Raw genomic sequence first — 22440 nt, 5'->3', positions numbered from 1 at the left:
TTACCCAAATTTATTTCTTAATTAAATTCATAATATAAATTGTTATAGTACTGAGTGGACTAATTATCTTGAATCTATATATTGAAAGATCAATAAATAAAATAAAATTTGCAGATTGTTAGTCAATCTTTTTCTTGCCACCTTTTGTATTAAATTCAAAACAAAACTCTTATTGCATTGTCATCGGCATGGTGTGATTCATGGCTCCACTACCACCACCACCGCCCATTGCCATGGATCCATTTTTAGATGGAATCAGTGAGAAGGTCATGAGTCCGTCTGTAGATGTTTTATTTATATTTTTCAAGTATTCGTCGGAAATTTGTTGCACCATTGGTTTAGCAAGCATGAAATGTATGATATCCTTTGTCGGATTATTCCCATCGACCATTAAAACATTTGTAACATCCTTTCCATTGGTATAGCCCTGATATGCACCGTCAGAGGATAGAACACTAGGTTTTGGAACTTCTATCTCCTGATGAATAAATACGGTGTTTTTAGGATCATCTAGTCTCTTAGGGTCATAATTAAACGGCATTGTAAAGTTGATGGAATTAGATGCTTGATTGTATGTTATATTCCCTATTTCATCATAATAAGAAAGAACTTTCGTTGGAAGAGTTTTACCATCTACAGTCAAGTTTGCATTCTTTGCTGCTCCAATACTAAGCCAACCATCAAATACAGGTTGTTGATCATCTGGCAAAATTGTGCGAGAATAGTCCACGGTTACAATTCTTACGATAAAGTGATATAAACCCCCGTCTAAAAATATTGGTCCAGCAGCCACTACTGGGGACCCCTCTCTACTGGTATAGGCTTCAAGTATAGGATCAAGTTCGCCATATACCGATATTTGACTTTGATTTCGTGGTTGCATCTGTATTAATAAGTCGCCACCAGAATTAAAGAACCAGTCAGACAGTAAAGTTTTCCCGTCCTTTTCAATTGTAATAAAATAGGTAACCTCTTTGAAAGTTTGGTTTGTTTTGGAATCAAGTAGTTTAAACTGAACGGTGGGCTTTTGGGCTTGATCTTGAATTGTCTCTGTGGTTACTGTAGGGGGGTTCATTTTTATTAGCAGATCTGCAGTTCGATCACCAAATGATGCGGTTAATTCTTCCATGAAAAGTCCATCACCGTATACATTCTTAGAAAAAACAAAAAAAGTTAACAAAGGACTAGACATCAAACAAAAAATCAAAATTATTGATAGCAGAAACTTCATAAAATAAAGAAGGAATTTTGACTATATAATTATTATTGATAAGGTAATAAGAAAAAAATTATATCAACGAAATAATCTCGTTCATATATGATCCGATGCATATTTACTGTAACATTAGTCGTTTTTATCCTTCAATCTATGGTTTTAGGTTCGAATGGAACAATAAATATGGGATTGGCCTCGAGTCAACCAAGTAACGATCTAGGAAACTACAAAACAGTAAACTACTATGCAAGATTTAATTGTGGCACAATCAGTGACGACAGTGGTCCATTGAGACCCGGAAAATATGATTCGGATATTACAATATTCAACAAGAAAAGCTATCCAATTACCATAATTTGGAAAGCTATTGCAATAGATCAGCAAGTCAAGAATAATTTCAATATTTTAAATATTCCCTCAGAAAATATTGCTAATATTAATTGCGCAAAACTACTTCCAATCCAGGATAAAAACGCGACTAAATCTATCCCTACTTTATCTAACAAATTCACAGAGGGCATCATAAAACTAGAAATCAGTATTGATAATGGATTATTGGTAAATAACTTTCTAAATAATCAGCAAGTGAATACTATCTTGAACGAATCCGAAATTGGTAATCTAATTAACGTGGATGTCCTTCACACGGTGAATACTTTGGACGATTTAAACAAAGAGGTAGTATATTTGAAAGCAGACTTTTCAACTCTATCAAAAGATAAGAGTAAAGTAAGCAATTACACTGCTATATTTAATATTAATCCTGATGAAATTATTGATCCATTATCACTAATTAAGAAGAAGATTTCGGAGAATAATACAAATGAGAAAATTGATATCAATACCTCTGAAATATTAATTAGAGACACAGAAATTATCTCAGATACATTGACAGATAATCATGCACTAACTGTTCAAAGAGTTGACCCTATTATTTCATAGGAAATGCCATCTGTTTATCACCCATGATAATCAAAGATGATAAGCTTGATAAAACTAATAAAATGTGTAAAATTTAGTTAATTAATTGACTAATAGTCTAATAATTTAATAATGTTATATTAATTGCTAGAATTATTTCCAAATATTTTAGTTCACATCTTATATATTTAATCAGTGAAGATACAGTGATAGTAAAATGGCACAAATGCCTGCATTAATTCCAAAGGAAGTAGAAATCCAAAGGCTAAAAAAGATATATTTGATGGTCATTATGCTAGGGTCTATTGCTGCATCAGTAGAAGTAGACAACTTTGTTGACGGATCATTACATCAAACAGCTATCAGAGACAGTGCATTTACACCAGCTCATTGGTGGTTATACAGTCACTTTATTGCACTCCCACTAGGTTGGGGATTTGTTGCAATGTATGACAGGAGAGTACCAGTTTTAAGAGGACCAAACAATTCAATGAATACTGGTCTAAAGATAACCATTATCGGTTATTTAGCTACCATGTTCACTATTGGTATCAATGAAATGTGGCACTTTTGGTTTGTTGAAGAAATATTTTCAGTACCTAACCACTGGATGTTTAACATGGGTGTAGTAGTAGCTTTCATGGGTGCTTTGGCCTATGTAGTTAGGGTATACGCACGTTTGGTGGAACTTGGCGCGGAAACTCCTGCAAGAAACCCCTATGTAGCAGAAATGTACAAACTAGCATTAGAAGGAAAACTCTACAGCAGATCAGTTCCTTAATCTTTTTTATTTTTATTTTTAGTTTTAGTTTTAGTTTGTTTTATCAGTTTTAGTTTTAGTTTTAGTTTGTTTTATCAGTTTTAGTTTTAATTTGGTCTAGTTTGTTTTTTGATTTGATTTTTGTTTGTTTGTTTTTTAGCTAATTATAATTAATTTTATACCTGCGTTATTTAACGAGATTTTAGGATAGAGCTAATAATATTTAATAAATCGTCAAAAAAAAATCTAATCGTTCCTTTCTTTAAATAAAATATATGTTAAAGTAAACGAGGTGGTAATTATAGTAATCCATCAGAATCTAGATCTGCATCATCATTAGACTGTTTCAATTTATCAGAGAAACTTATCGTTTTACCATGATCAGATATGGAAATATGGGTATCAACTCGAATGTTCAAACCTAATGATCTATATACGGCTAGCATATCTCCACCCGATATTTTAGAAATCTCCCCAAATCGAATCAATTCATTTAACCTCTTTATAATAATTTTGGTTTGTAAAGGAAATTGCTTTTCTGCAAGTTTTAAAACTTCGTCACCTCTATCATACAGATAGCGCAATAAGAAATTCCTTTCTGAATCGATTCCTTCTGGTTTATTTTTATTTGTTTTATTCTGGAGTTCCAAATTGATCTTGTCTTTTTCTTTGGAGGCTAATTGCTCTTGCAGCTTTTTCATCTTTCTTGCTTTAATTAATTCAAGATCTGAATCATCCATGCTTGAATTTTTATCGTCGTCCAATTTAACCTTTAATAACTCCCATGGGAACTAATCTAACAGCTTTTGTGGCAATCCCTACCTTATGTGACACGTCGGCAACCATATCGACATCCTTATAGGAATCTGGAGATTCTTCGATCAATCCATTTTTAGTTAAAGATTTTACATATATACCGCGTGATTCTAGCTTTTTCTTTACATCATCTAATGTATAGGTTCTTTTTGCTTCTGATCTCGACATAGTTCTTCCGGCCCCATGAGCCGTTGATCCAAAGCTAAGGTCCATTGATTTAGGTGAGCCCAAAAGAACCCAACTTGCAGTACCCATGGACCCCGGAATAATTACCGGTTGTCCTATTGATCGAAATTTAGCGGATAGTTGTTCCATTCCGGAAGGGAAAGCACGTGTTGCGCCTTTCCTATGTACTACTAAATCACGAGTGCCCTCGCCATCAATTCTATGACGTTCCACCTTTGCAATATTATGAGATACATCGTATACTAATTCCATGCCTAGATCTTGCTCGCTTAGTTGAAGAACTCGTTGAAATGTCTTTCTCGTCCAGTGAGTAAGCATTTGTCTATTTGCCCAAGCAAAATTTAGCGCTGAAAACATGGACTTTCTATAACTCTCTCCTTCCACTGATGTATTAGGCACACACGCCAATTCTCTATCTACAACATGTAGATTATATTTTTTCATGGCTTGTTCTGATAATCGCAGGTAATCGCTACAAACTTGATGCCCAAATCCACGGGAGCCACAATGTATTAAAATTTGTATTTCCCCTTCTTTTCTAATTCCCATCGTATTGGCCGCTACTTCATCATATATCTTGTCCACTTTTTGAATCTCAAGAAAATGATTTCCTGACCCCAAACTTCCCAGTTGCATTGAACCGCGTTTTCTGGCGTTAGTTGAAATATTTATAGGATCTGCTCCTTTCATTTTTCCATTTTCTTCACAAGATTCAAGATCGGTATCTATTCCATAGCCATTCTCTACAGACCATTTTGCGCCGTCGATGAGTAGATCATCCAGCTCTGAGCTGGTCAGCTTAATAGCCCCTTCACTTCCAACTCCTGTGGGAATAGAGGAAAATAGAGAATCAACTAGGTTTTTGAGTTTAGAACGAATATCAGCCTCTACAAGATTAGTTCTAATCAGTCTGACGCCACAATTAATATCATAACCTACTCCACCAGGACTAATGATACCCTCTTCTAAATCTGATGCAGCCACGCCACCCACAGGAAATCCATATCCTTCATGACCATCGGGAAGTACAACTACATGCTTTTTTACCCCAGGCAGGGTTGTGACATTAACTGCTTGATCGAGTGTTCGATCAAGGGCCATTTTAGATATCAATAAATCATTCGCAAATATTGTGACAGGAACATTCATTCCACGTGAATCTTCTTTATTTATCTGAAATTGATAGTCAGAAATTTTATTAATCAAATGCTTACCATTTTTTGTTACTAATGAACCAGACATTATTCCCTTTATGATAAATATTTTAATTTGTCAAATATTAATCATCCTAAATAATAAATTAGATAATCAATATCTGACTTTAGACTGATGCCTATTTTACCTATAGACAGCGGAAGATATGGAACGAAAGAGATGAAAGACATTTTTGAAGAAGATAGAAAACTAAATTATGAATTAATTTTCGAATCTGCAGTTGCAGGTGCGCAGGCTGAATTAAGCATAATTCCGAAAGATGCTTCTAAAAATATAGAAGAGGTTGTTTCATCTAATAAAATAACAGTACAAAGAGTAAAAGAATTAGAAAGTATAAGCGATCATGATACTGCTGCAATAGTAGAAGCAATAAGCGAGCTATGTTCAGAAAGTTCAAAACCTTGGATCCATTATGGTTTGACTAGTAATGATGTGGTTGATAGTAGTACCTCAATGCAGATGCGGGACGTATTTACGATAGTGGAATCAAAATTGCACCAGCTAATCAAAGAATTACTAAAAAAATCAATAGAATATCAAGATTTGCCTGCAGTAGGTAGAACTCATGGACAACATGCAAGTATTACTTCCTTTGGACTCAAATTTGCTATTTGGTCAAATGAATTACTTGACCATATAACAAGAATTAACGAGGGGAAAAAAAGATTTCTCATTTGCAAAACCCTCGGAGTAGTAGGAACAGGATCTTTGATGAGAGAGAATGCATTAGAAGTCCAAAAAATAGTTGCAAAGAAACTAGACCTCTTCCCCGCCGAAGCTGCAACACAGCTGGTTCCAAGGGAGAGATATTCAGAAATGTTATTCATTATTACACTCATAGCTTTAACATTAGATAAAATAGCCATTGAGATTAGAAACCTGCAGCGTACGGAGATTGGAGAAGTTCAAGAACCATTTAAAAAAGGACAAATGGGAAGTAGTGCAGTACCAGTAAAAAAAAATCCAATAAAGAGTGAAAGAATATCTTCATTGGCTAGAATCGTTAAATCAAATCTGAACGTCTCTTTAGAAAATATAGCATTATGGCATGAAAGAGATTTATCAAATTCGGCTAACGAACGTTTTATCATTCCAATGTCATCAATCCTGGTGGATGAAATGATAAGTACAATGATAAAGATCATAGCAGGTCTGAAAATAAACAAGGAAAAAATAGTAAATAACATAGAATTGACCAAAGGTCAAATATTTGCAGAATTTGTCCTGCAAGTTTTGGTATTAAAAGGTATTCCGAGATTCAAAGCATATAGAGATATTCAATCAGTAGCCTTTAATGCAGTTGAAAAACACGAACATTTTTTTGATGCTTTAATAAAAGAAGAAGAAATTATCAACAATGTAAGCAAAGAGGAATTAGAAGTAATATTTAATCCTCAAAGTCAGCTTTCTGCATCGAAGAACATTATAAGAAATATAGTAAATAAAGCTAAACAAATGAATATTTCCTAATGATGGTTTCTACAATTTTTTATCAAAGCATTCCTCTCAATTTCGAATACTAGTTCAATTGAAAATCTCAAAGCATCTTCCCAACTTTTACGGTATTCCGTCAAACGTACATATTAATTCATAATGTACAGCATCAATAGCGATGGTAAGAAAAAATAACATTCATAAGATAGAATGATGGATAATTCAAGTTAAATATTAATAAATGGAATATTAATCAGAACCCAATTTCCATTTGGGGTGGAAAATTGATTTGAATGTAGGCAAGTCGCCTCAGAAATGGACTTTTAATTTGGCCTATTATGATTATGCGAGTTGCTTTTTCATTACATTATCGTTTGCCTCGATGATCACAACAGGTATTTTCGCCATCCCGCTAGTATCAGATTTTTTTTTAGATAAAGAATTTGATTGGAATAGGGATTGGACCAACGTACTATTCACTATAACTAGCGCGTTGGGTTGTATATGGGGTCTTATGGCACATTCACAGTTTGATATAAATACGAAAGTGATAAGGAATACCTGGCATTTATGTCGTAAACTAGACCCATTCATTGGAGAATATGACTATGCAACTCTCAATCCAGAAACAAATCATTTAGAAGACGGATATGCTTATCATAGTTTAGTAGATTTTTGGGATAGGGAAAACGAAGTACCCCACTGGCTCGATAAAGGAAAATACTGGAAGATATTATTGGAGTTGCGGAAAATAAATAAGAATGTAAGGCTGGAAGTGACAAAGGATGCAGATCTCCCTTTTAAAAGAGGAAAAGGCAACGTAGTAGTGATATTAAAAAAATTCAATCAGATGGATTCCCCCGCGAAGAGAAACGAAATGCCTGATAACAAGAGTGCAATATTTAGGATTATGATTCCGCAATGGCTAGTAATTAACACAGAATATAAAAGATTTAATATTTTCTCGCAAACAGAGATAAATACAGTAACAAACATAATTTCAGGTGTTAATAAAAACATACCCCAAATAATTGATGAAATAATTTTTAAAGAAAAACCTGTTCTGAAAAATTCTGGAAATATTCTGACATCTTTCTATACATACCTAAACAAAAGTCTACCCATTAGGATAGTGTATGGTAAAATCAAAGAAATACTTCCAGGTGCTAAAAAGCGTCAAATACAATACACGAATGAAAATCTTTCAAGTTTATCTCTAGATTATCTAATTGAATCCATTTTGTTAAAAGCTAGAAGCATAGAAATCAATGAGGAATCATTGACTAAATTGCATTTATTGACCCAATATCTAAAAAAAGAATATGATAAGTTAGGCTTAGGAGAAGGATCGAGCGAATATCATAATCTACATCATTCTCTAGAGGTCGCCTATATGAGCCTAAACATGTTACCAAAGGAAATTCATGGCTACACTATTACCAAAAGGGACTATGAAATAATGCTAGTTTCTGCATTGTTACATGATTACGATCCAGTGCAAGGCACCTCGCATTACGATTTAAGGTATTCAAGAGTCCCCACAGTAGCAAACACCATAGTAGAAATAAAAAGAAAAAGAATTCATGATGCCTATTATATGTTAAATAGTGAAGAACTGATTAGATTTTTTAGAAAATATGAGTCTCCTTTAGTGGATGCACAGGAATTTGCTACTACTCATCCAGAAATGTTAAATGGTAAAGAAGATAAGATCGAAAGTAAAATAGTTGAAGCATTAATATGGAGAACAGATTATCCCTTTAATGAAAATGCGTATAATAACATTAATCAATTGCTAAAAGAAATAAAGGACCAAGATTTTTCCGTAGAAAAAATTAACCTAATTGCAGAAATTCTATCATTAGCTGATCTATCAGTAACCTATCTTAGTTCGGATCCTCTCCTAGCGTGGAACAGGGTTGTAAAATTGTACGAAGAACTAGATTTTCCGTTGGTAGAGGCGGTTTCTAGAACTGACAGATTCTTATCTTTATTTTCAGAAGGTTCATTATTTAAGGACATAGTATCCAGAAAAAACTTTCCAGATGTTTTTAGACAAAAATGGGATAATGTATATCAATTTTTTCACGAGGGAAATCCATCGAACAAAATAAATAATCTAATTTTAGATGCTAAAACAAAATATGAGAAAATTGACATGGATGTGTCGACTGGTAATTGCGATTATTTAATTAATATTGCTCTTCAAAATAAGAATGAATATTATATAGGAATTGTAAAGGATAAAGAAGAAATAATAAAGGCACAAGCAAAATTAGCAGGACTTCAAGTTGAGAATTTAGAGATTCTTCCAGGCAACCCGGATAACATTCTTCCTTTCATAAAAGATAAATTCGTCGATAATTTCATTATCACAATATTTTGTGATAATTCTGAAAAAACAGTCAATAAAGAAAGGATACTAAAAAATCTACTTCATTCTTACAGGTCTAAATTAAGCCAAGATGGAACTATTCAAATTATTGTGGAAAATGAAAAGGATTTTAGGAAAATAATGTCATTAATACCCGAACATGGTTTCAAAATAGTTAGCACATCTGATAAGGTTACTTTAGAAGCACTGAATCCAGATAAATCTAAACACACTAATCACATTGAAAATGTCAAAATAATAACTATTCAAAAGCTACAAAGCAATAACAATAGTACACAAAAATGAGCCTCTATAAAAAAAGAAATAATAAAGAAAGAAAACATCCAAATATAATACAATTTTGGTCTATATTAAAAAATTAGATGTTTTTGGATTTAAATCGTTTGGATCAAAGAACATTTCACTAAATTTTCAAAAAGGTCTAATAGCTGTAACTGGACCAAATGGGTCGGGCAAAAGCAATATTCTTGATGCAATCATATTTGCGTTAGGAGAGAACAGTCCAAAGGCTCTCCGTGTAGACAAATTTCAATCGCTTTTTCATGACAGTAGTTCAAATGATAATTCTCACAAAATAGTTAAAGTCAGCGTAACTTTTGACAATGAAGATAGAGGAATCCCCGTGGATGATAATCTTGTTACCATAACAAGAGAAATGTCCGGAGTCAATACTGGAGAAAGTCAATACTATCTGAACAAAAAGAGAGTATCGCGAAACAACATCTTGGAACTATTAGAGATAGTAGTTGCGTCCCCTAATAAGCTGAATATAGTCCAACAAGGAATGATTACTAGAATATCAGAGCTAAATTCAGAAGAAAGGAGGAGAATAATTGAAGATATCGTAGGACTCTCATATTTTGATGAAAAGAAAGATCAGGCCTATAAACAACTTGAGGAATCAGATAGAAGACTTGAGATAGCAATGGCTAAAATGGATCAAGTAAGAAACAGGATTGATGAGTTAGAAGAAGAGAGAAATGATCAACACAGATATTTGCAAATAGAATCAGAGATTAATCGACTAAAAGCGATAAAACTGTCTGGAAGTCTAAATAATCTAACCGAAAAAATATCAGAATTCAGTGAGGAACAAAAAAATAAGGAACTTAAAAGTCAAGAGGTTTCAAAAAAACTAGAAGAAGTAACTGCTCAAGCCGAAAACCTTAGCCAAGAGAAAAAGCAATTTTTGGTTAAGGCGGATTCGGCAAGCAGTGAAAGAACAAAAAATGAGAAAAGACTATCAACAGTAGCATATGAATATGAAAGAAATAGAGCTACTATAAAAGAGGCAGAACATTATTTTGATCAATTAAATCAAAAGGAGAGAGCCAATGAGATCGAACAAAAAACCTTTAGAGAAAAAGAGATCGAATTAAACAATAAATTAAGAGATATTGAATCCAAGATCAGAACAGATGAGGAAACTCAAAATGAGTTAAGAAAGAAACAATCGGAGAGAGCCAAAGAAATAGCTGAAATTAACAAGATAAACTCAGGCGAGATAACACACAAAAATTTCTTAACAGATAGGATAAATAAATTAATTCCCATAAAAGGAAAAATTGAAATAACCATAGCCAGATTGGAAGAGAACATCAAGAATTATTCCGAAAAGATGAAAGAAAATGACTCACAAATTTACAATTTCCTTGCAAAAAATCAGGAAATTCAAAGTACTATTCTCAGCTCAAGGGCCAGAATTAATGAGATCGATATAGAAATAGGGAAGATGAAAGATGAGAAAGAAACAATTGACAGTAAATTTTTCAAGGTTACCACCGAAACAAATATTTCAAAAAGAGTAATAGAAAATGCAGAAAGTGTGATCATGAAATACCAAGAGAAAATAGAACTAGCGAAGAATAGTTTAACTGAGGATTATGCGATTGCAACCCTATTAAAGGACTTTAAGAATTTAGATGTAATCGGATACGTATTTAATTTGATAAAATGGAATGATAAATATCAAAAAGCTGTAGTAGCCTCCGGAAACGAATGGATGAAAGCTGTAATTGTAAAAGATATCAAAAGTATGATTACACTCGCAGAATTCTCAAAAAATAAAGGGATACATTTTCTTAAGATAATTCCACTAGAATTACTTAATGGAGATAAGTTAAAAGACATTGAAGACAATCCATCGATTTTAGGAGTACTTTCAGATTTTGTCTCGAGCAAAGTAAAATACCTACCAGAATTTTTATTTGGAAACATAATTCTTACGAAGAATCCATTGACAGCATATTTATTATCCATTAATGGTTTTAAAGCCGTATCAACGAGTGGAGAAATTTTTTTCCCAAACTTGTCGTTAATGCAATTTGATTATGGATCAAAGATTGCAGATGTTACAAAGGATTTACTTCTATCTGATTCAATTGAAAATCTAAGGATCAATATAGGAAAATTACAAGAGTTAACAAGAATAAGAATTTCGGAACTTGATATTCTAAATAATGAGAGAACACCCTTGGAAGGAAAATTAGATACATTTACTTTAGAAAGGTCCAATATCATACAAAACGTCAATGAGTTGGAAAATCTTTTGGTAGAAAATAATAAAAATTTAAGTATACTATATACTATAAACGAGGAACATAGTATGCACCTAGACGACCTTTTTCGCAATTTTAACTATTCTAAAAGGAGGTTCAAAATTATTACTAGTACTAATAGTAGAATTGACGTTGAAATAAAAAATACGGATGAGAGAATCGACATGCAAAAGATAATGAAAATTGAAGAAGACGGACGGAAAATCGATGGTGAACTAGATATTATAAACAACAGACTAAATCAATTGAAATTAACAAATTCGATGGTAAAGAATGATATAGAAAATACCACTCGAGCATATAATAAATCGATACAAGAATATGAACAATTCAAGATAGAAAAGATTGAGAGAAATAGGATTCTAGAAAAAGCCATATCAGAGATAAAAGATACAGAATCAGAACTAAGAACTCTCAGGGAAAAAGAAGATGAAATAATTCAAGCAACAAGCACTACTTACTCAAAATTACAAGAGTATGAAATGGAGATCAAAAAGTTAAACGAACTGGAAAGGAAGCTTGATAAAGAAGTGAATCAATTAGAAAAAGATATTGGTTTTTTGAAAAAAGACATTCTAGATCTGGAATATCAAAAAATGAATCAAACTAACGATCTTGCCAGATTAGGTCACAAATCCTTGCTGGAAAGTTTTGATGTAGACAACTTATATCGCGAATTAAAGGAAGAGTATGAAAATATCAGAGATAAAGTAAATTTTAGAGCAGATGAAACTTATTTAGAAATAATAGAAGGATACAGAGGTTTATCAGATAAAAGAAACCATCTTGAAGAAGAGAGAAATTCTATTGTGAACTTTATAGAAGAAATAGGTAAAGAAAAAGAAAAACTATTCACTGATGCATATAAGAAGGTGGATGATGACATTAGAAAAACATTCTCAGATATTACCGGAGGTAATGCATATTTGGAACTGGAGGATCCAGATAATATTTTTTCCGGCGGTATCTTATTAATGGTACAGTTTCCTAACAAGCCAGCCAGGGAATCCACATCCTTGTCTGGAGGTGAAAAAACAATGGCGGCAATAGTATTCCTCCTAGCATTACAATCGCTAAAACCATCTCCATTCTATTTAATGGATGAAGTAGACGCCCATCTTGATGCCCAAAATACCGACAGACTATCAAGAATACTATTACTTAGATCTGTCAACAATCAAATAATAATGGTAACACTCAAAGATTCTACAGTAGCAAAATCAGATTTAATATTTGGGGTTTATCCAAAGAATGGAATATCTCAAGTGGTAAAGTATAATCATCCAAGTAAGGTCAAATTATAAGTAGAGTGACATAGTATGATTATACTATAGATAGATTGAATTTTAATTAATAGTATCATTTAGGTTTAGATTTCTATAATAGAAACAAGAAACAGCATGTCTTTTACTAATATCAAATTGTTCTATATCATTGGTACAATCCATAAAAGACAATTTACACCTATCATAAAATTTACACCCCTTTAAGGGTAATTCAGATAAATTTATTCCACCGAAGCTTTTATAGAATTTAGATTCCTTGGTTGAAAAGGTAACTGCATCAAGTAACATCCAAGTATATGGATGAAGCGGATTATGTAGCACTTCATCAATTTCTCCATATTCGACGATGCTGCCAGCAAACATAATTCCAATCTTATCACCAATGAATCGTGATGTTGCTAAATCGTGTGTAATATAAATAATAGAAATATTCAGAGTCTTTCTTAACTCATTTAATAATGACAAAATTTCAGCTCTAACAGAAATGTCTAACATCGAAACAGGCTCATCGGCTATTATTAATTTTGGAATTTTTACAATAGCTCTTGCAATTGAAACACGTTGTCTTTGACCGCCTGAAAGCATCGTTGGATATTTCTCTAAAATCTCTTCAACTGGTTCAAGTCTTGTTCTACGTAGCGCAAGCCGTACTTTCTCATCTTTTTCGTTACGACTTAATTTATTCTCATGAATTTTTAATGGCTCCATGACTATGTCTTTTATTTTCATGTGGGGGTTTAGTGAGCTATAAGGATCCTGATGGATCATTTGGATCATCGAGTAAAACGCCTTCTTTTTTTTTAGAGAGTGAACGTCATTCCCTTCAAAGGATATAGTACCGTCGTCTGGGATTAATGAACCCATTATTAGTTTAGCGAGAGTAGTTTTTCCAGAACCAGATTCACCGGCTATCACCAGTACTTCGCCCTGCCCCAAATCAAAAGATACATTGTCAATTGCTTTTATGATTGGATTTGATGAAGAAAAAAGGTGGAAAATATTCCTATGAATTGGAAAGGTTTTGTTCACTTTCTTGAGCTGAAGTAAAGGCGACATAAATAAAATATGGACTTATTGGTATTTTAAAATATATCTATTAGTGTTTATAAACACTGATTCGACGTCACAGATTGAATTCAAATTTTCTTATGTCGGATAGTCAAAAAGTGGTTAAGAACTAGAGTCACATATTTACTTGTGTTTGTAAACGCATTTATGATTAAGTAATATCAAGCCTATTGTAGGCATATAGACATTGTAAACCATGCCACCTTTAGACCTTTTTTGTGCCTGTAAATAATAACTACCGATTTCTTACCTATATTAAAGCCGCAAGAGAGCATATGGTGAGGAATTGAAATAGAGAATATCAGAGATATACTATATTTTTGTCATTAATATCAACTACGTCTCACCATTGGTCCTACTTTTCATTAACTTTCGTAAAACTTTCGTTATTATCATATTCAGAATCATAAAAATCAAAAATTCAGCATAGTGAAAAGTTTTGCAAATTCTGCATTTAGATTTTGATTCGGATGAAATAGTTGTCATAAAATTTTTTTCATTTATCATGATTTTCTTAATTACTTTATAGAATTTTGGATATAGCAGATCAATAATTTCCTTATTATCTCTTACAAAGGAAACAAATGGAAAGTTTTCATAAGTCAACATCTTTACATTAGCCTTATAATATTTTACCAAAGTTCCTTTAACCTCTTGTGTTTTATAGACACTAATCAAACCATTTTTTTTCAATATGGTTATGTGATGTCTCAAAGTAGTCATGGCAATGCTAAATTTAGCTCTTCTTAATAAATCAAATAAATCCTTAGTCGAGAGGTTCCTGTGATAAAGAAAATCTAAAATTTTTAGTCTGTGGTGATCGCTTAGTACTTTTGCAATATTCTCATTCATCATAATTGTAATTAATGGTCTTTCATGAACTATAGTTTTTCCCATAGGTTACTTTTTCAATCCAATTTTATTAATCTTGATAAATATATTGATCATAATCCTTTATTGAACAGTTGCACAAAATAAGAATATGAATTCGACAAACAAGTGTGTGTTTTGTGAAATAATTAATGGAAATATCAAAGCGAGAAAGTTATATGAAACTGAACACTCAATAGCAATTCTAGATGCATTTCCTCTCAAGGATGGACATTCGCTTGTAATTTCCAAATCACATATACCCAAAATCCAAGATTTGAGTTTGATAGAAAATAAGGACATTTTTGATGTATTGCATTTCTTGACTGAAAAAATAGAAAAATCAATGAACTGTAATTCTTCACTAGTAGGTATACATAACGGAAAGGATGCGGGGCAAGAAATTCCGCATTTCCATATTCATGTTATTCCAATTGCAGAATCAAATGAAAAGATTTCAATCCATTCCCTTTTTGGTAAGGGAGACACTCGAGAAAGTAATTTGGACGAACAATGGGAAAAAATATCCAAGGAAATACAAAGAAGTTAAGATATATGGGATAATACTTTAGGTAATTCAGAAAGGGAGTTTATAGTAAAAAGTGGCGTCTCCTTCTTATTCACAGGCTCTTGAATTTTGTATAAAGAGTCCATTGTTCTTATAGTCTTCATTCCAAGCTCATTGGCAGGTAAAATGTCGATATCCAACCTATCTCCTACCATTATGCAATTGTCAACAGTTGAATTAGAGTCAAGTAACGCCTTTTGAAATATTTTATAATGGGGCTTTTTAAATCCAATATCTTCTGCCAAACATACTATTTTAAAGTGCTTGTCTAGATCGTGTTTATGCAATAAATTTGCCGAACCGGATGAATTGTTGCTAATAATACCTAACGAATATTTCTTTGATAATAATGGGATCAGGTAGTTAACCTGACTAAATAGTCTGACTAGTTTTCTTTTATTTTCTAGCAAATCAGTCTTTAGAACATTGAAAATTACAGAATCATACCCTTGAGGAAGTATAAGACGCACCATTAAAGAAATAATTTCCAGAAATCCTGATGAGCCAAATTTTCTGTTTCGAACTAAATCATTTCTCAACGTATAATAGTTTCTTTGATCTATCCTAGCTCCATAGTCATTAAGTGTCTGGAATAATAGTTTATCAAAATAAGTAACGTAGTTCCATTCATCAATGAGAGTTTGCCCAAGGTCAAAGAAGATGAATGGTTTCACCAAGTATTTTAAAACAATTAATTATTTATAGTTTGGATTATTTTATCATCCATGATAATCAAAGATGATAAGCTTGATAAAACTAATAAAATGTGTAAAATTTAGTTAATTAATTGACTAATAGTCTAATAATTTAATAATGTTATATTAATTGCTAGAATTATTTCCAAATATTTTAGTTCACATCTTATATATTTAATCAGTGAAGATACAGTGATAGTAAAATGGCACAAATGCCTGCATTAATTCCAAAGGAAGTAGAAATCCAAAGGCTAAAAAAGATATATTTGATGGTCATTATGCTAGGGTCTATTGCTGCATCAGTAGAAGTAGACAACTTTGTTGACGGATCATTACATCAAACAGCTATCAGAGACAGTGCATTTACACCAGCTCATTGGTGGTTATACAGTCACTTTATTGCACTCCCACTAGGTTGGGGATTTGTTGCAATGTATGACAGGAGAGTACCAGTTTTAAGAGGACCAAACAATTCAATGAATACTGGTCTAAAGATAACCATTATCGGTTATTTAGCTACCATGTTCACTATTGGTATCAATGAAATGTGGCACTTTTGGTTTGTTGAAGAAATATTTTCAGTACCTAACCACTGGATGTTTAACATGGGTGTAGTAGTAGCTTTCATGGGTGCTTTGGCCTATGTAGTTAGGGTATACGCACGTTTGGTGGAACTTGGCGCGGAAACTCCTGCAAGAAACCCCTATGTAGCAGAAATGTACAAACTAGCATTAGAAGGAAAACTCTACAGCAGATCAGTTCCTTAATCTTTTTTATTTTTAGTTTTAGAATCAGTTTTAGAATCAGTTTGTTTTATCAGTTTTAGTTTTAATTTGGTCTAGTTTGTTTTTTGATTTGATTTTTGTTTGTTTGTTTTTTAGCTAATTATAATTAATTTTATACCTGCGTTATTTAACGAGATTTTAGGATAGCCAGGTTCGATTAAATAGAAATTGTATGTACTTCTAAGCATTCATCATCCAAATAGCTTTGAGGTCCAAATTTGTAATTTAGACGAATCCATTTCTAATATTTGTACATTTCCATGTCTCAAAATCTCTGTTCCGTCCTCGTCATATTTAGACAAAATGACCACTTTATTGATTCCAACTGTAATAGCCATCTTGCTACATTCTATACATGGAGCCAGAGTGGAGTACAGAGTAGCATTTTTAGTACTACCGGCATTTCCAAACATAACACATTGCATTATTGCATTGGCTTCCGCATGTACACAAATACACCTTTCCAAAGATTCACCTGATTTAACAATACCATTAATTCTATCTGTACATCTTTTACATCCACCCTCAAAGCAATTTGGAAATCCAGATGGAGTACCGTTGTAACCTGTTGATATTTGTCTATTATTCTTAACTATTACAGCTCCAATTTGCCTGGTAAGGCAGTTGGATTGTAGCTTGGCCAAAAAAGCTTGTATCATAAAATAAACATCCCAATCAGGTCTTTCAAATTCTCTGTCTGATCCTTTCATAAATTCCTATATATAATAGCCATTAATTAAAATACAACAGTTCAGAGCTAGAAGGTTGTCATCATTACTGCAATATCATAAAATAATGACACCTATAAAAATATTAATTAGTTTTTCAGGTCACTAAATAAATATATAATGACAGAATTTCTATTTTCACTGTATATAATTTAATTCATCTATACAAAAGTCAGCGCATTCTCAATAATACTGACGTTGAAATCAATCAAGTTGTGGATAACAAAACAAATCAAAATAAGATAAATATAGAAATATCGATATAAATCGACGAATTTATTGCAAACTTGGCTACTTTTTATTATTTCTTACTTCCTCCTATCTTGAACATTTTCGTATTACACACAGTACATATACCTTGAGTAGCAGGTCTTCCATTTTTCATAGTTACCTGTTTTTCATCTTTCATTTCTCGTTTTGCTTTGCATTTAACACAATATCCTTCCATCTGTTTAACCTTCTGCATGAGTAAATAAAATACATGTAGTATAAAATTATTGTTATAAATGACTAAAAAATCATCACTAAAATAGTACTATTTTGCTGAATTACGATATTTTATATAAGTAATTATTTCAAAAAATGATATTGAATGCAAAAGAAATTCAGGATAATATTTTAAAATTAATTAAAGAGCATCATGAGTGGTTCAATAACTCCATTCCTCTCATAGCAAGTGAAAACATCCCCAGTCCAGCCGTCAGAGAAGCCGTAGCTTCTGATTTCGGAAATAGGTACGCAGAGGGTTGGCCTGGAGAAAGAGTGTATGCAGGTTGCACTTTTATAGACAAGGTTGAAAATATCTGTAATGATTTAGCAAGATCGGTATTTAAAGCAGAATTTGCAGATTGTAGGGCAACATCAGGAGTCGTTGCAAATTTAGCAATATATTCTGCATTCTCAAATCCGGGAGACACTATGATAGCCTCATCAATTCCTACTGGTGGACATATTTCACACGGAAAAAAGGAACACTCAGGAACGGCCGGCTTGGTTCACGGATTAGTAATTGAACACTTTCCTTTTTCAAAAGAAAACATGACCATCGATGTTGAGCTGACCAAGAAAAAAATAGACACTATGATTGACGAAGGAAAAGGACCAAAAATAGCCATGTTTGGTGGTAGTCTTTTTTTGTTTCCACACCCTGTAAAGGAATTATCAGAATTCTTGCATGATCGAAATGTGTATATAAATTATGATGGAGCTCACGTAGCAGGTCTAATCGCCGGTGGACAATTTCAAGACCCGTTGCGAGAAGGCGCTGATTCAATGACAATGAGCTCCCATAAGACATTATGGGGACCCCAGGGAGGCATTATAGTATCAGTTGAAAAATATTCGGATTCTATAAAGAAGGCAATTTTCCCAGGAAATACAAGTAGTCATCACTTGCATCATGTTGCGGGCAAGGCGGTAGCATTAGCTGAATCATTAGAATTTGGAGAGGAATATGCCAAACAAGTCATCAAAAATGCAAAAATGCTTGCGTATTCCCTTGCAAATCATGGATTTAATGTTCTAGGGGAAAAAAGGGGTTATACAGAATCACATCAACTAGCCGTCGATGTCTCAAATTATGGCGACGGTGGAACAATAGAAAAGGATCTGGAAAAATGCAATATAATCCTTAACAGACAATTACTTCCTGGAGATATAAAAGAGGGAAGAAATTACTTTCATCCAAGCGGCATTAGAATAGGAGTACCTGAAGTGACCAGACTAGGAATGAAGGAAAACGAAATGCAGGAAATAGCAACCTTTATTAAAAAAGTTGTAATTGACAAACAAGATAATGTTAAGATTTTGCAAAATGTGACAGAGTTCAAAAAGAACTTTCAAAAGGTACATTATGCTTTTGATAATGAAACCTCGGCATATCAATATATTCAATTGGTGAATATGAAAGAATAAGTCAGTTAGTCAGATCAGAGGAATTGTGAAAAATTACTGGAAATATCTTGCCTCTTATAGATATTTCTACACATGATTTATATATTTAGAAGGATCAAGTATCTCTGCAAAAAATATGCCAATCGATCCAGATTTTCCAAACAATCATCAGGTAATTGGAAAGATAAAAACTTCAGACGATGAACATTTTCACTATTTATGGGGTCCAGGTTCACTAAAAGAGGCAGCAGAGAATCCAGAAGTTAAAGAAGCATTCCAAGCAAAAGGAGAAGAAATAGGGCCTTTGGGTGTAAGTGGAACTATGGTAGCTGTAGACTGGGACTCATGTGTAGCAGATGGAGCATGCATCGAAGCATGTCCTGTACAAGTTTTTCAGTGGTACAGAACTGAACATGATGTACCAGCAAAAGAGGCAATAAATCAAGTATTTGAAGGTACTGGTTCTTCAGTTAAAGAAGAAAGAAAAGACTACACAGATAAAGCAGATCCAATCCGAGAACATGATTGTATCTGGTGTATGGCATGCGTGTCAGTATGTCCGCCTCAAGCAATTAAGGTAGATCAAGCCGCATTAGAATTCCACGAAAAAGCATCAGGAACATTTAACGAAGAATTATCAAAAGGTAGTGCACCACCGCCTCACGCACACTAAACATTTTTTTTAGAATAAGCAATAATTACTGATAATATTATTCTCACTTAGAATTATAAAAGTAAATAAAGTTAAATTGCCAAATAGGAACTACCAGTTCATCCAAGATTCTAACGTTTTTGAGAATGAATTTAGAATAAATCTACATCGCGATGTAATATTCAAGTTATTTGCAGAGAGTAATTCATCAATGCATTGAATGAACAAAATTAAAGGAGAAGAAGCAGAATCGAGCCTAGTCCAATCATTCCCACACGAGGCTAAAATATCATCAACCTTTTGATCATATAGTTTGGAAATTGTAATTGACACATCCTCCAGTTCAGGGTTTGAAATCTCGTGAGAGGAGAGAAATGACTTCAAGTTTTCTGAATTTATGATAAATGAATCGATATAATGGTTCTTGATTGATTTAGGTACGCGAGTCATGTTAAGAAGAGGATGATGAAGAGGATGATCCTTCATTAAGAAATGTTTCTAATTTGTGTTTTAAGTAGTCATTAATTTTACTGCCGTCTACTTTTCCCCTTAGTACTGCCATACTTTTCCCCATCAATACCCCCATGGAATTGGCTCCTTTCTCTCTTATGATGCTCAAATTATCATCAAACAATTTATCCAATGTAGAAAATAAGTCTGTATCATCTAATTTAGTTAGGTTGAGAGAATTTATTGCATCCTCTACCGACATGCAATCTTTTTTCATTAATTTTTCAAAAATTAATATTATAGACTCTTTTGCAATAAGTCCCTTATCAAGCCTATTGAAAATGTCTAGAATCATTTCGTCTGTCAAGAGATCCTTATCAAGATTATTTCTTGAGAGACTAACAATATCTTCAGTAAGTTTTGATGCAACGAAGGTAGGTGAAATAGCGGGATTGGAATTCAATAGTCTCTCAAATAAATTATAATAATCAGAATCAAAGATTTGTTCAGATAATTTCTTATTTAATTGATACTTTTTCATAATTCCTTTGATTAATTCATTCCACGGCAAAGGTATTTTATCTTTCAAACTATCAAGTAAGGTATTATCAACAGGAATTGGCATTATATCGGTTTCAGGATACATTCTGGAAGAACCTGGTCTGGGTCGTGAAAAAATAGTAGTTCCTTCTAAAGTAACAGAACGAGTTTCAGCGATTACACCATATTTAAATTGAATTATCCTTTTAATTAATGGTTCAAGAAGATTGTTTATTTTTTCCCTGTTACCACCTATTATTATAAAGGCATCGTCAGAACAAATATCAACAGATTTCTTAAGGCTATCTATCTCGTTGATAGTAATTCCATAATTAGGTAATTCATCGGAATGAAAGACACCACCCAATCCAAAAAATCTAACAAACTCTCCCAACTCTTTACCCATTCTTACATCTTTCGTAGGTTCGTAGCCAATCAGTCCTCTTAGACCCCTCAAACGGATACAATTAATGACTGGATCCGGATCTTTTAAAATTTTATTTATGACCTTAGCTGACGAATTGGAGAACAAGGATGTAATGTCTTCAATTTTATCGCCGATATATGAATCATCTATATTTCTATTCTTAAATTCTTCCGAAATTTTGATTAATCCGTACTGTCTTTTTGTTTCATAGTCTAATACTTTGATAAGTTGTGATAATTGTTGTACCCCTTTGACTTCGACTACTTGACCACCATTGACAGATATATTTACATCCTGTCTTATACTTCCAATACCTCTCGTGACTCTTTTACTACTTCGTAGTAGTCTACCGAGAGTTAATGCGACGTTTACAATTTCTGCAGGAGTCCCAGATATAGGATCAAGTGCGATTTCAACCAGTGGAATCCCCAGTCGATCTAGTCCATATTCCTTTAATAGAGGATTGGTAGAAATTAATTTTGCTGCATCCTCTTCTAAACATATACCCTGAACACCTATCTTGTTGAAATTATCGACTTCTAAGTAACCTCCAGTCGATATCAGCATAGTTCTTTGAAATCCACTGACATTAGAGCCGTCTATAACTAATTTCCTCATGACATGAATTTCATCAACAATATTTGAATTTAGGGCAAGTGAAAACAATAATGCTGTTTCAAGTGCATCTTTGCTTACTTCATGTGGGGGCTCCTCGTCAGCTTCGACTAAACAGCTATATCCTACTTTAGAATAATACTTAATTGAATTCATTTTGGCGTGTTCAAATAATGCAGCTTTATCAAAATCACCTAATTCACTTTTTGTAGGTCTCAAAACTCGTATAAAGTTAAAATCATAACCTCCATCGTTGGATCCATCGCCTTTACAACAACAAAAGAGTTTAGATGATGTACTTAGTTGTTGATGTATTTCAAAGCCAACCTTTACGTTTAATTTGTCGATATCTAGATTCATCA

General features: G+C 33.0%; 19 protein-coding genes. 9 read left to right on the top strand and 10 right to left on the bottom strand.

Going from position 1 to position 22440, the window contains the following annotated elements; all coding sequences use genetic code 11:
- Positions 1–169: 169 nt before the first annotated feature.
- Positions 170–1129, bottom strand: coding sequence for a hypothetical protein (locus AB0A59_RS00530; protein WP_458745537.1), 960 nt, complete (start codon positions 1127–1129; stop codon positions 170–172).
- Between the two features lie 189 nt (positions 1130–1318).
- Here AB0A59_RS00530 and AB0A59_RS00525 point away from each other — a divergent pair, with 189 nt between their 5' ends.
- Both AB0A59_RS00525 and AB0A59_RS00520 read left to right on the top strand, forming a co-directional pair.
- The gene (locus AB0A59_RS00525) at positions 1319–2158 is read left to right on the top strand and encodes a hypothetical protein (RefSeq protein WP_458745535.1); all 840 of its coding nucleotides are present in this window, start codon (positions 1319–1321) and stop codon (positions 2156–2158) included.
- Between the two features lie 196 nt (positions 2159–2354).
- Positions 2355–2918: a methane monooxygenase/ammonia monooxygenase subunit C gene (locus tag AB0A59_RS00520; RefSeq protein ID WP_144732171.1), complete on the top strand. Its 564-nt coding sequence runs from the start codon at positions 2355–2357 to the stop codon at positions 2916–2918.
- A 278-nt stretch (positions 2919–3196) separates the two neighbouring features.
- Here AB0A59_RS00520 and AB0A59_RS00515 read toward each other — a convergent pair whose 3' ends face one another.
- Both AB0A59_RS00515 and AB0A59_RS00510 read right to left on the bottom strand, forming a co-directional pair.
- Positions 3197–3661 (bottom strand): DNA-binding protein, encoded by a 465-nt coding sequence (locus AB0A59_RS00515; protein WP_458745534.1) that lies wholly within the window; start codon positions 3659–3661, stop codon positions 3197–3199.
- A 1-nt stretch (position 3662) separates the two neighbouring features.
- Entirely contained in the window at positions 3663–5141 is a 1479-nt protein-coding gene (locus AB0A59_RS00510) for an RtcB family protein (RefSeq protein WP_458745533.1), read from the bottom strand.
- 87 nt (positions 5142–5228) lie between these two features.
- Between AB0A59_RS00510 and purB the strand changes: the two genes are divergently transcribed.
- The 3 genes from purB to AB0A59_RS00495 all read left to right on the top strand — a co-directional run bounded on the left by purB (position 5229) and on the right by AB0A59_RS00495 (position 12805).
- Positions 5229–6584 carry an adenylosuccinate lyase gene (gene purB / locus AB0A59_RS00505; protein WP_458745532.1) on the top strand — a complete coding sequence of 452 codons (1356 nt, stop codon included), beginning with the start codon at positions 5229–5231 and terminating at the stop codon, positions 6582–6584.
- A 253-nt stretch (positions 6585–6837) separates the two neighbouring features.
- Positions 6838–9228: an HD domain-containing protein gene (locus AB0A59_RS00500; protein WP_458745530.1), complete on the top strand. Its 2391-nt coding sequence runs from the start codon at positions 6838–6840 to the stop codon at positions 9226–9228.
- A 55-nt stretch (positions 9229–9283) separates the two neighbouring features.
- Positions 9284–12805, top strand: a complete 3522-nt coding sequence (locus AB0A59_RS00495) for a chromosome segregation SMC family protein (protein ID WP_458745528.1) — start codon at positions 9284–9286, stop codon at positions 12803–12805.
- A 42-nt stretch (positions 12806–12847) separates the two neighbouring features.
- Here the strand turns inward: AB0A59_RS00495 and AB0A59_RS00490 are convergent, their stop codons facing one another.
- Together AB0A59_RS00490 and AB0A59_RS00485 are read right to left on the bottom strand one after the other, a co-directional pair.
- Complete coding sequence (locus AB0A59_RS00490) at positions 12848–13843, bottom strand: ABC transporter ATP-binding protein (RefSeq protein WP_458745526.1); 996 nt, start codon at positions 13841–13843, stop codon at positions 12848–12850.
- 348 nt (positions 13844–14191) lie between these two features.
- A complete protein-coding gene (locus AB0A59_RS00485; RefSeq protein WP_458745525.1) occupies positions 14192–14752 on the bottom strand; it encodes an ArsR/SmtB family transcription factor in 561 nt (186 codons plus the stop codon).
- Between the two features lie 85 nt (positions 14753–14837).
- On the opposite strand from AB0A59_RS00485, the gene AB0A59_RS00480 reads away from it, so the two are divergent.
- Entirely contained in the window at positions 14838–15275 is a 438-nt protein-coding gene (locus tag AB0A59_RS00480; RefSeq protein WP_458745523.1) for an HIT family protein, read from the top strand.
- Here the strand turns inward: AB0A59_RS00480 and AB0A59_RS00475 are convergent.
- Positions 15272–15967 (bottom strand): HAD family hydrolase, encoded by a 696-nt coding sequence (locus AB0A59_RS00475; protein WP_458745521.1) that lies wholly within the window; start codon positions 15965–15967, stop codon positions 15272–15274. The genes AB0A59_RS00480 and AB0A59_RS00475 overlap by 4 nt on opposite strands.
- Positions 15968–16191: 224 nt before the next feature.
- Between AB0A59_RS00475 and AB0A59_RS00470 the strand changes: the two genes are divergently transcribed.
- Complete coding sequence (locus AB0A59_RS00470) at positions 16192–16755, top strand: methane monooxygenase/ammonia monooxygenase subunit C (protein ID WP_144732171.1); 564 nt, start codon at positions 16192–16194, stop codon at positions 16753–16755.
- A gap of 209 nt (positions 16756–16964) precedes the next feature.
- On the opposite strand, the gene AB0A59_RS00465 is transcribed toward AB0A59_RS00470, so the two are convergent.
- Positions 16965–17483, bottom strand: coding sequence for a deoxycytidylate deaminase (locus tag AB0A59_RS00465; RefSeq protein ID WP_458745520.1), 519 nt, complete (start codon positions 17481–17483; stop codon positions 16965–16967).
- A gap of 319 nt (positions 17484–17802) precedes the next feature.
- Positions 17803–17949: a DUF5679 domain-containing protein gene (locus tag AB0A59_RS00460; RefSeq protein WP_195907490.1), complete on the bottom strand. Its 147-nt coding sequence runs from the start codon at positions 17947–17949 to the stop codon at positions 17803–17805.
- A gap of 134 nt (positions 17950–18083) precedes the next feature.
- Here AB0A59_RS00460 and AB0A59_RS00455 point away from each other — a divergent pair, with 134 nt between their 5' ends.
- Both AB0A59_RS00455 and AB0A59_RS00450 read left to right on the top strand, forming a co-directional pair.
- Entirely contained in the window at positions 18084–19415 is a 1332-nt protein-coding gene (locus AB0A59_RS00455) for a serine hydroxymethyltransferase (RefSeq protein ID WP_458745518.1), read from the top strand.
- A gap of 115 nt (positions 19416–19530) precedes the next feature.
- Positions 19531–20067: a 4Fe-4S dicluster domain-containing protein gene (locus AB0A59_RS00450; RefSeq protein ID WP_458745516.1), complete on the top strand. Its 537-nt coding sequence runs from the start codon at positions 19531–19533 to the stop codon at positions 20065–20067.
- A 90-nt stretch (positions 20068–20157) separates the two neighbouring features.
- Here AB0A59_RS00450 and AB0A59_RS00445 read toward each other — a convergent pair whose 3' ends face one another.
- Together AB0A59_RS00445 and gatE are read right to left on the bottom strand one after the other, a co-directional pair.
- The gene (locus AB0A59_RS00445) at positions 20158–20532 is read right to left on the bottom strand and encodes a hypothetical protein (RefSeq protein ID WP_458745514.1); all 375 of its coding nucleotides are present in this window, start codon (positions 20530–20532) and stop codon (positions 20158–20160) included.
- The gene (gene gatE / locus AB0A59_RS00440; protein WP_458745513.1) at positions 20498–22438 is read right to left on the bottom strand and encodes a Glu-tRNA(Gln) amidotransferase subunit GatE; all 1941 of its coding nucleotides are present in this window, start codon (positions 22436–22438) and stop codon (positions 20498–20500) included. Before gatE ends, AB0A59_RS00445 begins: the two co-directional genes overlap by 35 nt.
- Between the last annotated feature and the right edge of the window lie 2 nt (positions 22439–22440).

Source organism: Candidatus Nitrosocosmicus sp. T (genome assembly GCF_054408485.1).
The sequence above is the reverse complement of the archived record's forward strand: the minus strand, read 5'-3'. Positions and strand labels throughout refer to the sequence as shown.